The organism is Saccharopolyspora sp. NPDC050642 (assembly GCF_040654735.1).
GTDB classification, from domain to species: domain Bacteria; phylum Actinomycetota; class Actinomycetes; order Mycobacteriales; family Pseudonocardiaceae; genus Saccharopolyspora; species Saccharopolyspora elongata.
In genome coordinates this window covers 1-13,706 of sequence record NZ_JBFAIN010000032.1, presented here as the reverse complement: position 1 = coordinate 13,706, position 13,706 = coordinate 1, and the positions used below count along the sequence as shown (strand labels likewise).

Annotated in this window: 12 protein-coding genes and 1 pseudogene; 11 read left to right on the top strand and 2 right to left on the bottom strand. The window is 69.8% G+C overall.

The annotated features are described in order from the left end of the window. Positions 1-27: 27 nt before the first annotated feature. On the top strand, positions 28-249 hold the full coding sequence (locus AB0H93_RS33545; RefSeq protein WP_358578365.1) for a hypothetical protein: 222 nt from the start codon (positions 28-30) through the stop codon (positions 247-249). A 442-nt stretch (positions 250-691) separates the two neighbouring features. Here AB0H93_RS33545 and AB0H93_RS33540 read toward each other — a convergent pair whose 3' ends face one another. Further along, positions 692-1,201 carry a MarR family transcriptional regulator gene (locus tag AB0H93_RS33540; RefSeq protein ID WP_358578362.1) on the bottom strand — a complete coding sequence of 170 codons (510 nt, stop codon included), beginning with the start codon at positions 1,199-1,201 and terminating at the stop codon, positions 692-694. Between the two features lie 384 nt (positions 1,202-1,585). Between AB0H93_RS33540 and AB0H93_RS33535 the strand changes: the two genes are divergently transcribed. From AB0H93_RS33535 to AB0H93_RS33490, 10 genes are all read left to right on the top strand, one after another. After that, positions 1,586-2,632, top strand: a complete 1,047-nt coding sequence (locus AB0H93_RS33535) for a leucyl aminopeptidase (RefSeq protein WP_358578360.1) — start codon at positions 1,586-1,588, stop codon at positions 2,630-2,632. A 14-nt stretch (positions 2,633-2,646) separates the two neighbouring features. After that, a complete protein-coding gene (locus tag AB0H93_RS33530; protein ID WP_358578522.1) occupies positions 2,647-3,429 on the top strand; it encodes an Asp/Glu racemase in 783 nt (260 codons plus the stop codon). Between the two features lie 269 nt (positions 3,430-3,698). Beyond that, the gene (locus AB0H93_RS33525; protein ID WP_358578357.1) at positions 3,699-4,970 is read left to right on the top strand and encodes an FAD-dependent monooxygenase; all 1,272 of its coding nucleotides are present in this window, start codon (positions 3,699-3,701) and stop codon (positions 4,968-4,970) included. 37 nt (positions 4,971-5,007) lie between these two features. Further along, on the top strand, positions 5,008-6,417 hold the full coding sequence (locus tag AB0H93_RS33520) for an MFS transporter (protein ID WP_358578355.1): 1,410 nt from the start codon (positions 5,008-5,010) through the stop codon (positions 6,415-6,417). 45 nt (positions 6,418-6,462) lie between these two features. Next, positions 6,463-7,359 (top strand): FAD binding domain-containing protein, encoded by an 897-nt coding sequence (locus AB0H93_RS33515; protein ID WP_358578352.1) that lies wholly within the window; start codon positions 6,463-6,465, stop codon positions 7,357-7,359. Further along, on the top strand, positions 7,356-9,803 hold the full coding sequence (locus AB0H93_RS33510; protein WP_358578350.1) for a xanthine dehydrogenase family protein molybdopterin-binding subunit: 2,448 nt from the start codon (positions 7,356-7,358) through the stop codon (positions 9,801-9,803). Before AB0H93_RS33515 ends, AB0H93_RS33510 begins: the two co-directional genes overlap by 4 nt. Continuing rightward, positions 9,800-10,336 carry a (2Fe-2S)-binding protein gene (locus AB0H93_RS33505; RefSeq protein WP_358578347.1) on the top strand — a complete coding sequence of 179 codons (537 nt, stop codon included), beginning with the start codon at positions 9,800-9,802 and terminating at the stop codon, positions 10,334-10,336. The genes AB0H93_RS33510 and AB0H93_RS33505 overlap by 4 nt, the downstream gene beginning before the upstream one ends. Continuing rightward, on the top strand, positions 10,333-11,022 hold the full coding sequence (locus AB0H93_RS33500) for an SRPBCC family protein (protein WP_358578345.1): 690 nt from the start codon (positions 10,333-10,335) through the stop codon (positions 11,020-11,022). Before AB0H93_RS33505 ends, AB0H93_RS33500 begins: the two co-directional genes overlap by 4 nt. After that, positions 11,009-11,716, top strand: coding sequence for an isochorismatase family protein (locus AB0H93_RS33495; RefSeq protein WP_358578342.1), 708 nt, complete (start codon positions 11,009-11,011; stop codon positions 11,714-11,716). The genes AB0H93_RS33500 and AB0H93_RS33495 overlap by 14 nt, the downstream gene beginning before the upstream one ends. Positions 11,717-11,760: 44 nt before the next feature. After that, a complete protein-coding gene (locus AB0H93_RS33490) occupies positions 11,761-12,675 on the top strand; it encodes an alpha/beta hydrolase (protein WP_358578339.1) in 915 nt (304 codons plus the stop codon). Between the two features lie 121 nt (positions 12,676-12,796). Here the strand turns inward: AB0H93_RS33490 and AB0H93_RS33485 are convergent. Next, a pseudogene (locus AB0H93_RS33485) lies at positions 12,797-13,102 on the bottom strand (alpha/beta hydrolase); the annotation flags it as partial. Between the last annotated feature and the right edge of the window lie 604 nt (positions 13,103-13,706).

The window sequence follows — 13,706 nt, the reverse complement described above, 5'->3', positions numbered from 1 at the left end:
ACATGCGCGCCTGTCCGGGTCGGCGCCGTGGGTGCCGACACGCCGTGGCAGTACATCCCGGTCGTGCGGGCGGTGATGACCTCGACGGCCGCCGGGTTCGACCGCTCCGCGCTCGATTTGTCCGGGTTCCTGGGTGAGGCCACCCGGGTGCGTGATGTCGAGGTCATTCTCGACGAGTCAGAAGCATCACAGCATCGAGGGCGAGCAACGGCGTCCACTGTGGAAGTCCTGGCCCGTGCGGTGCCGTAGGTCTCGGATCACGTTGCGCTGCAAGCGGAGTTGCTCGCGGGCGTGGCGAAGCGGCTGCGGGAAGCGCCGAAACCGATCCCAGGCGCTCTCGAAGCAGTGACGACGGCGGCTGCGAGATGGCCGGTGGCGGTCGTGTCCAACGCGCCGATCCTGCGAGCGGCGGAGGACCTAGGTGTAGCGCCGGAATCGCTTCTGGTGGTGGAGGATTCGCCCACTGCGTGCGAACGGGGCGCTCGGCGGGGGTGGTTCACCCGGCCGCGGACAGTTCGCCGAAGTCCTGCACGCCGCGCCCGACATGTGGTCGGTCGCCCGGATTCTCAGCAGTATGCCCGCCTGGCGAACGGGCCCGAATGCCGTCAGCTGGTTGAAATGCTGCTTGATCGGCCTTCCGGCCTCGTCCACCCTGCTGCCGGTGTGCTGGTCAGTGGGTACTGAGCCCGGCTCAGTCCAGTTTTTCGAATGCTGCGACGGCTTCCCAGCGGGCGCCGAGCGCGTTGAGCAGTGTTGCGATGTCGGCGTCGCGGGCGATGTCGTTGCCGGCGAGCAGCGCCTCGTCCAGTTGCCGGGCTCGGTGGTGCACCTGGCTCAGCACCGCCTCGCCTTCCTCGGTGAGGGACAGCAGTTTGCGCCGGGCGTCGCGCGGGGATTCGATGCGCTGGATGAGACCTCGTCGCTCGAGCCTGCGACACAAGTCGGCCATCGTCGAGGTGTCCAGCGCGGCGGCACCGGCCAGCGAGCTCTGGTCGTTGCCCGGGTAGGCGCGGACGGCGGAGAGCACCGCGAACTGCGGACCGGTCAGCACCGAGTCGACGTGCCGGTTCCAGGCAGCGAGGTAGGCCTGGTACAGCCGGCGGGCGCCGTAGCCGGGGGCGGCTAGCAGGTCGGCGGGTGGTGCCGCAGCGACGGCGGACGTATCTGCAACACGTCGGTCCGTGCGCGCTGGCTCCCCCATTGCGTTCCTCCCATGCAGCTCGGCACCTGGGTTAGGTGCCCATTAATAATACGTACCCGGATGGTTGTACTGGTACGGGACTGGCTCGGCCGGGGTGGATCCAGGTCGCTCCGGTGCGATCCGAGCCAGGTCGCGCTCGTTCAGGTGTGGGCTCGCCTGGGCGGCGCAACTCGGTGCTGCGTAAGGGAATCATCTTGTCCGCCATGTCATCTGGTTGACCAGCTCTCGGCGTGTAGCAGGGGGCGTTCTCGCGCGTGACGTGTGCAAGCGCCGTTGCTGACGTGTGGATCTTGCTCGCAGGTTCGGGTGCACACAGGTTCCGTGAAAACAACTCTTGCGTGCTCGGATAATACGTGCTCGGATTACACCCGGAGGTGGTCAACGGTGGACCAGAACCTGTTCAACGACATCTGCTTGCAACAACTGCGCCTGTCCGGCGTGCACGAGGGTGAGACGGTCGTCGTGCTCACCCGCGGCGGGGAGCGTGCGGAGTACGCGGACGCGTTCCTGTGGGCCGCTCAGCAGTTGGGAGCTGCGGCGTTCCACATGCGGTTGCCCTCGCCGGCGAGCGCCTCGGGGGCGTGGGCCGTGGGCGACTCCGGCCTCGGGAACATCCCCAAGGCGGTGGATGCCCTCAAGGGCGTCGACATGGTCGTGGACTGCACCTTCTTGCTGTTCAGCAAGGAGCAGTTCGCCATCCAGGACGCCGGAGTCCGGATCCTGACCGCCGTCGAGCCGCCGGAGCTGCTCGCCCGGTTGATGCCGACCAAGGAACTGCGCGAGCGGGTGGAGATCGGCGCCGAGCTGCTGGCCAAGGCGAGCACGATGCGGATCACCAGCCCGGCCGGTACCGACGTCACCTACCAGCTCGGCATGTACCCGACGTTGTCGGAGTACGGCTACACCGACACCCCGGGTCGATGGGACCACTGGCCGGCAGCGTTCGTGTTCACCGGCGGAGCCGACGACGGTGTCGACGGGAAGATCGTGCTCTCGCCGGGGGACGTGCTCCTGCCGTTCAACACCTACGTGCAGACCCCGGTGGAGATCACCATCGAGAAGGGATTCATCCGGGACATCCGCGCCGGCGCCGGGTCGTCCGGGCTGGACGCGGACCTGCTGCGCTCGTACATCGAGAGCTTCGACGACCCGCGCGGCTACGGGATGAGCCACGTCGGCTGGGGTCTCGACGAGCGTGCCCACTGGCACGGCCTGACCCAGTTCCCCGGCGGGATGGGCATGGAGCTGCGCAGCTTCTACGGCAACGTGATGTTCTCCATCGGGCCGAACAACGAGCTGGGCGGCCCGAACGACACCGCCTGCCACTTCGACATCCCGATGCGCGGCAACTCGCTGTACCTCGACGACGAGCTGATCGTCGACGCGGGCGAGCTGACCGTTGCCGAGATGCGCCCGGTCGGCCGCCGATGAGCGCGAACGCGGCGGTGCGCGAGCACCACATCGGAATGATCGTGCCCAGCTCGAACCTCACCATGGAGACCGAGCTGCCGCGGATGCTGCGAGCTCGGGAGGAGGTCGATCCGGGGGACCGGTTCATCTTCCACTCCGCGCGGGCGCGGATGCAGCACGTGACCCCGGAACAACTGCGGGCGATGAACGCGCAGGCCGAACGGGCGGCGGCGGAACTGGCCGACGCTCGCCCGGCGGTCGTGGCCACCGCGTGCCTGGTGGCGATCATGGCGCAGGGGCCGGGTTACCACTGCACCGCGGAGGACGACATCACCCGCGCGCTGCGCGCCGAGGGGTCCGATGCCCCGGTCGTTTCCAGTGCCGGTGCACTGCTGTCCGGCATCGGTGCGTTGGGCGCGCGCAAGGTCGCGATCCTGACGCCGTACATGAAGCCGCTGACCAAGGCGGTGGCGGACTACATCGAGGACGCCGGGGTCGAGGTGGTGGACGCGCTCTCGCTGGAGGTGCCGGACAACCTCGCTGTGGCGCGGCTGGATCCGGCCGATCTGCGCGAGCACTACCGCAAGCTCGACCTGTCCAACGCTGACGCGCTGGTCCTGTCGGCCTGCGTGCAGATGCCGTCCCTGCCCTCGATCCAGCCGGTCGAGGACGAGGTGGGGATCCCGGTGCTCTCGGCCGCGACCGCCACCACCTTCCGGATCCTGTCCGAACTCGGACTCGAACCCCGAGTGCCCGGTGCGGGCAAGCTGCTCAGCGGAGCGGTCGCCGCCCCGGGAGTGCCGACGCACGCGGTCTGACCCTCCGGCGCGCGACGCTCGTGGCCGGGACTGCTCTCTGGTGGGGCGTCCCGGCTCCTCGGGCTGCGCTGCACGTATTCACCCGATGCGAGCTCGTGCTCGCTCGTCCGCATCCTGATCACCTGCGCCCTCTTCGCGCTGATCAGAAGCGCATCAAGCGGTAATCACCCGCGAACAAAACCTTTTCAAACAAGACCTTGCATATCCGGATAGTACGTGTTCGGATCATCTGAATCCGACGCGGGTCCGGCGAGGACGAGGAGGCCAGCGTGGCTGCGAGCCAGTCGTTCGAAGTCGTTGTTGTCGGTGCCGGCTTGGGAGGCCTGTGCGCCGCGCTGTCGCTGCGGCAGCGCGGCCTGCGGGTCACCGTGGTCGAGGCGGCGGCGCAGCTGGGGGAGATCGGCGCGGGAATCCAGACCGCGCCCAACGCCAGCCGGATCCTGATCGGGCTGGGGCTTCGCGCCGAGCTCGAGCGCGTGCGCACCGAACCCCAGGACCAGGTCCGCCGTCGCTGGGCCGACGGGAGCATCATCGGCCAGCTGCCGCTCGGGCAGCGGGTGATCGACCAGTACGGGGCGCCCTACTGGCACTACCACCGCGCCGACCTGCACAGCGTCCTGCTCGAGGCGTGCTTGGACCCGGCGGGGCCCGGTCCGGTGGTCGAGGTCGCCACCTCGGCGCAGGTGGTCGATCTCGATCGCACCGATCCGGCGCGCCCGGCGGTGCTGACCGCTGATGGACGCCGGTTCACCGGGGACCTCGTGATCGGGGCGGACGGCATCCGGTCCGCGGTGCGGGATCTGGCGGGATTCGACGACACCCTGGAGTTCTCCGGGGAGATGGCCTACCGTGCGCTGATCCCCGGCGACCTGGTGGCCGCCGACCCGGCGACCCGGTTCCTCGTGGACCGCTTCCACTCCACGATCTGGTACGGCCCGGACAAGCACCTGGTGCACTACATGATCCGCGGCGGTCAGTACCTCAACATCGTCGCGATCGTCCCGTGCACCGAGGAGATCGCCCGGGACTGGAGCGGCCCGGCGACCGCGGCGCAGCTCGCCGCGGAGTACGAGGACTGGGACGACCGCGTTCCGGCCGTGCTGGCCAAGGCGAAGGACGAGGACGTGTCGGTGTGGGCGATGTACCGCCGGCGCCGCGACCCGGTCTGGGTCGACGGGCGGGTCGCCCTGCTCGGCGATGCCTGCCACGCGATGCTGCCCTACCAGGCGCAGGGCGCTTCCCAGGCGATGGAGGACGCCGCTGTGCTCGCGGAGGAGCTCGGCCGGGTGACCCGCGACGGGATCGAGGCGGCCCTGGTCCGCTACGTCGATCGGCGGGCGAAGCACGCGGGCATGGTCCAGGATGCGTCCCTGCAGAACATGAGCTTCTACCACCTGCCCGATGGCCCGGAGCAGCGTGAGCGCGACGAGAAGCTGCGTCGCTTCGATGGTGAGTCCGACGTGTCCTACGACTGGCTGTGGAACGGCAGCCCGCTCACGGACCCGGACACCGAATCCATCCACTACCAGTTCGCACGCTGACGCTTGACGCCGCCGCTACAGCACAACGGAGTTACTCATGCGTACCGGAGACCAAGTCGTCCAGGACCTGCCCTGGCGATGGAGTGTGCAAGGCAAGATCTTCCTGATCGGCGGACTGGGCTACATGTTCGATGCCTGGGACGTCGCGCTGAACGGCTTCCTCACCCCGCTGGTGGGGACCGAGTTCGGGCTGTCGCCGGGCCAGAAGGGGTTGGTGGCCACCGCCAACCTGATCGGCATGGCGGTCGGTGCGGTCGCCTGGGGGACGGTGGCCGACCGCATCGGCCGCAAGCGGGCGTTCAGCATCACGCTGCTGCTCTTCGCGCTGTTCTCCGCGGTCGGGGCGCTGTCGCCGAACCTGGAGATCTTCCTGCTCCTGCGCTTCCTCGCCGGCGTCGGTCTCGGTGGGTGCATCCCCGTCGACTACGCGATCGTCAGCGAGTTCTCACCCCGCCGACAACGGGGACGGGTGCTCTCGGCGATGGACGGCTGGTGGCCGGTGGGGACCACGCTGGCAGGCGTCTCGGCGACGTTGCTGGTCCCGGTGCACGGGAACTGGCGCTGGATGCTGGTGCTGATGATCCTGCCGGCGGTTCTGCTGATCTGGGTGCGGCGCGGTGTTCCGGAGTCTCCGCTGTACCTGGTCCGCAAGGGCCGTGAAGAAGAAGCCCGCGCAGTCATCGACGATCTCGTCCGGCGCACCGGAGCGAAGCCGGAGCCCTACGCGATTCCGGCGGCGGTCGTGGAGGACACCCGCGGCGGGGCACTGGCGGCAGCGTTCGACCAGCTTCGCCGGGTGTGGGCCTTCAACCCGCGGATCACCGCGATCTCGTGGACGTTGTTCACCAGCGTGATGCTGGTGTACTACGCCGCGCTGAGCTGGATGCCGTCGATCCTGAAGGCGGAGGGCTTCGGCGAGATCGCGGCCTTCGCTTCGACCGCGCTGATGAACGCGGTGGGCATCGTCGGCGTCGCACTGGCGGTGCTCGTCGTCGACAGGGTGGGCCGCAAGCGGGTCATCGCGACCGCGGGGCCGATCATGTCGGTGATGCTGGTGGTGTTCTCGTTGCTGCTGGGAACGCCTGCGTTGGCGGTCGTGGCGATCGGCGCCTTCGGCCTGTTCGCCCTGGTGGTCATCCCGGTCATGTACGCCTACGTCTCCGAGCTCTACCCGACGGAGCTGCGCGCCTCGGGCTTCGGCTGGGCGTCGTCGTCGAGCCGCGCCGTCACCGGCTTCGCCCCGCTGCTGTTCGGCAGCGTGCTGTGGCCGGTGCTGGGCCTGCCGTTGACCTTCACGGTGCTCGGTGTGCTCGTGGTGGCCGCGGTCGTGTTCATGATGGTCGCCGCGCCGGAGACCCGAGGTCGCGAACTCGACCACATCACCGATCTCAGCGCTGAGCCGACGGTTGTGAAGGCCGTCGCCACAACGGACACTCCGGCGCACTGACGGCGAAATCCGTTCCAGGTATCGAACAACGAGGAGGTTGACCGCGTGAAGCCCGCTGCGTTCAGCTACCACCGGGCGCATGACGTCGCCGATGCCGTCGGCTTGCTCGGCGAACTCGCCGCAGCGGGCGAGGAGCCGAAGCTCATCGCCGGTGGCCAGAGCCTGATTCCGATGATGAACTTCCGGCTCGCCCGGCCGACGGTCCTGGTCGACATGGGACTGCTGCGCCGCGATCCGGCGATGAGCTCGATCCGGCGCGACGGCTCGGAACTCCGGATCGGGGCGTTGAGCACCCATCGTGCGGTCGAGACCGCCGGCCGCACCTTGGGGCCGGAGTTCGACGTGATCTCCCGGGCCATGCGGTGGGTGGGCCACCTGCCGATCCGCTCGCGCGGCACCGTCGCGGGCAGCATCGTGCACGGAGACGCGACCGCCGAGTGGTGCCTGCTCGCCCTGCTGCTCGACGCCGTGATCGTCGCCGAAGGCCCGAACGGGCAACGGGAGATCCCGGCCGCGGAGATGTTCTACGGGTTCTACGCCACGGCCGTCGAACCCGACGAGGTCGTCGTGGAAGTGCGCTTCACGCGCCCGGCGCCGCGAGCCGCGCTCACCGAGTTCGCCCGCCGCCACGGGGATTTCGCGACCGTCGACGCAGCGGTCGCGCTCGACGCGGACCCCGTCGCCGAAGCGGGTCCGCTGACCGGAGGTCGGGTGGTGCTCGGCGGCGTGGCCCCGGCGCCCATCCGGGTACCCGCGGCCGAGGCCGTGCTGGCCGGTGGTGTCCCCGGGCCGGATCTGTTCACCGCGTGCGGGGAGGCTGCCGCTGCGGCCATCGATCCACCCGACGACGCAGCGGGTACCGGCGCCTATCGCCGTCGGCTCACCCGGACGCTCGTCGCCCAGGCCCTGCACGAGGCGTGGGAGAAAGGAGTGACGCGATGACCGGACGCGATACCGGTGTCCGACACGGGTCTCCGCAGTCCGACGGGAAGCGCTGGGTCGGGGCCGCCGTCCCCCGGCGCGAAGACCCCCGCCTGCTGCGCGGCCGGGGGCGGTTCATCGACGACGTCCAGCTGAGCGGGATGCTGCACGCGGGTTTCGTCCGCTCCACCGTCGCGCACGGCCGGATCCTCGACATCGACCTCTCCGCGGTCCGCGAGGTCGAGGGCGTCGTCGCCGCCTACACCGCTGAGGATCTCGACCTCGGCGACATCGTGGCGCTGCTCGATCGCCCGCCGGAGGAGTTCGCGCCCACCGCGATGCCCATCCTCGCAAAGGAGAAGGTGCGCTTCGTCGGCGAACCGGTGGCCGTGGTCATCGCTCGCGACCCGTACAGCGTGGAAGACGGCATCGAAGCCGCGGTGGCCACCTACGAACCCTTCGACGCGGTCGTCTCGGAGGAGACCGCGTTCGCCGCGGACGCACCGCTCGTGCACGAGGAAGCGCCCGGGAACGTCCTCCTCGACGTGTCGATGTTCGACACACCCGGTGTCGACACCGCCTTCGAGGCCGCCGAATCCGGACCGGGGTGCGTGGTCGAGGTCGTCACGCGAAGCGGGCGGCAGAACGCGCTGCCGCTGGAAACGCGCGGTGTGGTCGCCTCCTGGGACGACCGCGACGACCAGCTGCTGGTGCAGACCTGCACGCAGGTCCCGCACCAGGTGCGCACGGTGCTGGCCCGCTCTCTGCGCGTTCCGGAGCGCACCGTGCGGGTCACCGTCCCCGACATGGGCGGCGGATTCGGCCAGAAGTGCGTGGTCGGCCGCGAGGAGATCGCGGTCGCAGCGGCGGCCCGGAAGCTGGACCGCCCGGTGAAGTGGATCGAGGACCGCCGGGAGGCGCTGACCGCCGCATTCCTGGCCCGCGAGCAGCGCTACCGCACCCGCGCGGCGTTCGACGCCGAAGGCAGGATCACCGCCCTGGACGTCGACGTCGTCTGCGACATGGGCGCTTACTCCTGCTACCCGTTCACGGCCGGCATCGAACCGCTGATGGCCTCCGCCGAGATGCCGGGCGTCTACCAGGTGCCCGCCTACCGGGTCCGCGGCCGCGCCATCACCAGCAACAAGGCGCCGACCGCGCCCTACCGCGGGGTCAGCCGTCCGCAGTACGTCATGGCGATGGAACGCGTCATGGAGCGCGCCGCGCGCGAACTCGGCATCGACCCGGTCGAGATCCGCCGGCGCAACGTGATCACCGAATTCCCCTACACCGGCGTCAACGACGTCACCTACGATCCCGGCACCTACCGGGAATCGCTCGACCTCGCCGAGGCCACCCTCCGCGATGAGGGCTGGTACGAGTTCCGGGAGCGGGCCGCCGCCGAGGGGCGGCACATCGGCATCGGCTACTGCTGCTTCTCGGAGCGGACCGGCTACGGATCCGACGCTTTCGCCAAGCGCAAGATGCAGGTGGTTCCCGGTTTCGACATCTCCGAGATCCGGATGGACACCACGGGGTCGGTGGTGGTCACCAGCGGCACGATGAACCACGGGCAGTCGCATGAGACGACCCTCGCCCAGATCGTGGCCGACCGGCTGGGACTGGACCTGGACAAGGTCAAGCTGCGGCAGGGCGACACCGAGCGCATCGCCTACGGATGGGGAACCTTCGCCTCGCGGTCGGTGACGATCGGCGGGTCGGCCGTGTCCGTCGCGGCCAGACGGCTCGGCGAGCTGCTGTGCACCATCGCCGCGCACCTGCTCAAGACACGCCCGGACAACGTCCGCCTGGACGGCGATGGGGGAGTCGTCCGGATCGACGACCCCGCGCAGCGAGTGTCCTTCGAGGACATCGCGGACGTGGCCTATCTGCGCAGCCACCTGTTGCCCGAGGGCGTCGAACCGACGTTGACGGCGACCGCGAGCTTCGACGTCGCCGGTGACGGCACGTTCTCGAACGCCACCCACGCGGTGGTCGTCGAGGCGGATCCGGGCACCGGCCAGATCAAGATCCTGCGCTACGCCTGCGTGGAGGACTGCGGAGTGGTGATCCACCCGCAGGTCGTCGATGGCCAGTGCCGCGGTGGGATCGCCCAGGGCATCGCCGGAGCGCTGTTCGAGGAGGTCACCTACGCCGACAACGGCGAGCCCTCGGCCGCCAGCTTCATCGACTACCTCGTGCCGACCGCGACGGAGATCCCGGACATCACCGTCACCCACCTCGAAACACCTTGCGCCTTCACCGAAAGCGGCGCCAAGGGTGCTGGCGAGGGCGGCACCATCGGTGCGCCGGCCGCCGTGCTGAACGCGATCAACGACGCACTGCGCCACACCGGAGTCGAACTCGACACCACGCCCGTGCACCCGCAGACCGTGCTGGCCGCGCTGGACGCGGCCATTTCCCCGCAGTTGTCCAGCCGAGAGGAGGCGACCACCCCGTCATGAGCGAGCGACACCTGATCGGGCTGAACGTCAACGGTGCAACGCACGAGGCCCTCGTCGAACCGCGGAAGACCCTGCTCGACGCCCTGCGTCACGACCTCGGTCTCACCGGCACCCACGTCGGATGCGAGCACGGGGTGTGCGGGGCCTGCACAGTCCTCGTCGACGGCGAACCGGTGCGGGCCTGCCTGATGTTCGCCGTACAAGCCGAGAACAGCGACATCCGCACAGTCGAGTCGCTCGGCGAGGACGGGGAGCTCTCCGATCTGCAGCGGTCCTTCCGCGACCACCACGGACTGCAGTGCGGGTTCTGCACTCCCGGATTCCTCATGCTCGCCGAGGGTTTCCTCGCCCAGCAGCCGGACGCCGACCGCGAGGAGATCCGAGAGGCGGTCTCGGCCAACCTGTGCCGCTGCACGGGTTACCAGACGATCGTCGACGCGATCGCCGCGACCGCTGCGTGCCGACGGTCCACTTCGGACACCGAACCTGCTTGTCCTGGCGGCAACTCTGCCGAGAAAGAAGCGACACCGTGATCCTGGAAAACCACCTTGAAGTCCCGGCCGACCCGGACGCCGTGTTCGCCCTGATCAACGACGTCGAGCGGGTGGCGGGCTGCCTGCCCGGCGCGACCCTCGACGGGCGGGACGGCGACACCTACCGCGGCCGCGTCAAGTTCAAGGTCGGCCCGATCAGCGCCGCCTACTCCGGCACGGTGAGGTTCAGCGAGGTCGCTGCCGCCGATCGCCGGCTGCGACTGCTCGCGCGGGGAGCGGACAGCCACGGCAACGGCGACGCCGAAGCCGATGTCACCCTGACCGTGCTCGAAGCTCCCGGGGGAGCGACGCTCAACCTGCACACCGACCTGTCCGTGCGCGGAAAGCTCGCCCAGTTCGGCAAAGGCGCCATCAACACCGTGTCCAACCGGCTGCTCGACCAGTTCGCCCGCAACCTCGCCGTTCAACTGCAGCAGGGGCCGAGCACCGCAGCTCCGGAACCGGCCCTCGGAACCCCGGGCAGCAACGGCGTCGCGCCCGCTCCGGCCGCGAGCCCCGCTGCGAACGACAGCCTCGACGGGCTGGCGATGCTGCTTCCACCCGAGACCCGGCGATACGCCGCGCTGGCGGCCGCCGCAGCGCTCGGGTTCTTCCAGGGCTGGCTGCTCGGCCGGATCCGCACCCAGGACAAACTGATCAAGGAGTTGCAGCGTGCCCGTCGATGACCACCGATCCGCCGGCCTCCACGGGGCCGAGACCGATGCCACCTACGACCGTGCCGGGTTCGGCGCCGCCGTTCCCCGGGGCAGCCGCCCGGCACTGGTCGTGGTCGACCTGACCCGCGGATTCACCGAACCCGGCTTCGCCTCCGGATCCGACCTCACCCGGGAGGTGACCGCGGCGGCCGTCCTCGCGACCACGGCCCGGCAACACGACGTGCCGGTGATCTACACCGCGATCAGCTACACGCCCGCCGAGGCCGACGGCGACTCCATCGCCTGGCTCCGCAAAGCGCCGGGCATGCGAGCCCTGCGGGAAGGAAGCGAAGAGGTCGCTCTCGATCCCCGGCTCGAGCAGCACGCCAGCGACCACCTGGTCCTGAAGAAGGGCGCCTCCGCATTCCACGGAACCGGCCTGGCCACCCTGCTGACCAGCCTGGGCACCGACACGCTGCTCGTCTGCGGCGCCACCACCTCCGGCTGCGTCCGCGCCACCGCGGTCGATGCCGTGCAGTGCGGCTTCAACACCCTTGTCGTGCGGGAAGCCTGCGGTGACCGAGCGCAAGGCCCGCACGATGCCGCCTTGTTCGACCTGCAAGCCAAATACGCCGATGTCATCGGCCTCTACGACGCCTTGGCCCACCTCGACCGCCTGCCCGGGCGCAACACCGCCGCGCCCGTCGCATCGGCGGCTGGGTAGCGCGCCGACCGCTGAGCCGACTCGCCGACACGGAAAGGCCACTCGTGACCACGTCCCTCCCGCCGATCCCGACCGAACCACCGACCGCCCGCACCATGAGCCAACCGGCGTTGGCCGATCTCGGCGCCGTCCCCGCGGTGAGCCGATGGGTGCGTTCGGGACCGCTCCGGCTGCACCTGCTCGACTACGGCCCGGCCGACGGCGTGCCGGTGCTGATCCTTCCCGGCATCACCAGCCCCGCCATCACGATGGACTTCGTGGCGCGAGAACTGACCGACCTCGTGCGCCCGCTCGTGCTCGACATCCGGGGCCGCGGACTCTCCGACAACCCGCCCGAGCCCATCGCGGCGAACGGTGCGGTTGCACTGCATGGCTACGACCTCGCCAGCTACGCCGCGGACGTTGATGCGGTCGTCTCCGGGCTACAGCTGGAACGCCCCATCCTGCTCGGACACTCCATGGGTGCGCGGATCGCGGCGCTGGCCGCGACCACCGGCCACCACGAGCTGCGAGGGGCCGTTCTGGTCGACCCCCCGATGAGCGGCCCGGGCAGGGATCCTTACCCCACAACCCTCGAAGCCTTCCTCCGCCAACTCGACCAAGCCCGCGACGGCACCAACGCCGACGAGGTGGCGCAGTCCTGGCCCCGCTGGCCCCGCAGGGAACAGGAGCTGCGCGCCCGCTGGCTGTCCTCCTGCTCGCGGACCGCGATCGCGGCAACTCACGCCGGGTTCGAATCCGAGGACTTCTTCGCCCATTGGCCCGACGTGCCCGCCCCCGTGGTTCTCGTCCACGGAGCCGACAGCCCGGTCGTCACCGCCGCCGGCGCGCAGGAAGCCGCCAAGGCCAATCCCGCCGCCGAACTCGTCGAAGTCCCCGGAGCCGGGCACATGGTCTTCTGGGACGAACCCAACGCCAGTCTCGCCGCAGTGCGTGCAGCACTGCGGAAGCTGAGCTGATCGCCTCACCGACGGCCTGACCGCGACGGCGAGCCCCGCCACCAGCCACCCTGCGGCACACCGAAACCGATCGCGACCTCCGCTGAGTTCAAAGCGCTGATCTGTCGGCTGAAGCCGGGGGTCAGCGCGAGGCGGGCGGTGGGTCGAAGGGCCCGCGGTCGGCGTCGCAGACCGTGTCGGCCGGTGGCAGCTCCAGGTCGGTCAGGTAGCCGTCCAGCCACCGGTCCACGCACTGGTTCCGGCCGTCGTAGGCGACGCCGTGCCCGGAGATGTCCGCGGTGAGCAGGCGGGCCCGGCCGAGCAGGTGGCTGGTGGAGACCGCGTCCTCGTACGGTGTCGCCGGGTCGCCGAGCCGGTTGGCCACGAGCAGCACCGGGTTGGCGGTCGGCCGGTTCCACGGACCGGTGTACCGGTCGGGGTCGGTCACCGTGGTGCGGTGTCGTGACGGCTTGGTCGACGTCCGGGCGGAGCCGTGATCCGCGATCACCCTAGGGCGGGATTCAGAAATCCGGAACCGCCGGGAAGCCGACAAGTGGCTGTTCGGCCAATGTCCACCGGCCGGGGAAATGGGCCACGACTCCGGCGGGAAACCGCACCTTCGATGAGAACACTCGCACCGCTACGGTGATACCCACTGGCCACTGGCACCCGAGCACGCCAACCCCGGCAGTGCACGTCGCGGACACCAGTTCTCCGCTACATCCCGCGCACGAAAACGAGTGGCTGAACCGCCGGGCGCCAGGCCACATTTGGCAATACCCCATTGCCGAGCCAGGGGGACGACCATCGCCGCGTGAACCTCTGATGCAACCGGCGGGGCGCCCGCTCGGGGGAGCCCCGCCGGTTGCGGAGCGGTCTACTGCGGCGGCGCGAGTTCGATCGTGTGGAGGACGATCCCGTCGATGTCGCGGAGCCGGACCGTCATGGCACGGGTGTCGTGGTCGATGGCGACCTCGCCGAAGAACTGGTACCCGAAGCCGGGGTTGCCGACCTGCTGCGAGGGCGCTGCCTTGGAGTAGACGACCTCGGGG

What these genes read in the sequence shown, in the direction of transcription:
- AB0H93_RS33510 (WP_358578350.1), top strand. Translation starts at nt 7,356, where the DNA reads ATGACCGGACGCGATACCGGTGTCCGACACGGGTCTCCGCAGTCCGAC.
- AB0H93_RS33505 (WP_358578347.1), top strand. Translation starts at nt 9,800, where the DNA reads ATGAGCGAGCGACACCTGATCGGGCTGAACGTCAACGGTGCAACGCAC.
- AB0H93_RS33520 (WP_358578355.1), top strand. Translation starts at nt 5,008, where the DNA reads ATGCGTACCGGAGACCAAGTCGTCCAGGACCTGCCCTGGCGATGGAGT.
- AB0H93_RS33540 (WP_358578362.1), bottom strand. Translation starts at nt 1,201, where the DNA reads ATGGGGGAGCCAGCGCGCACGGACCGACGTGTTGCAGATACGTCCGCC.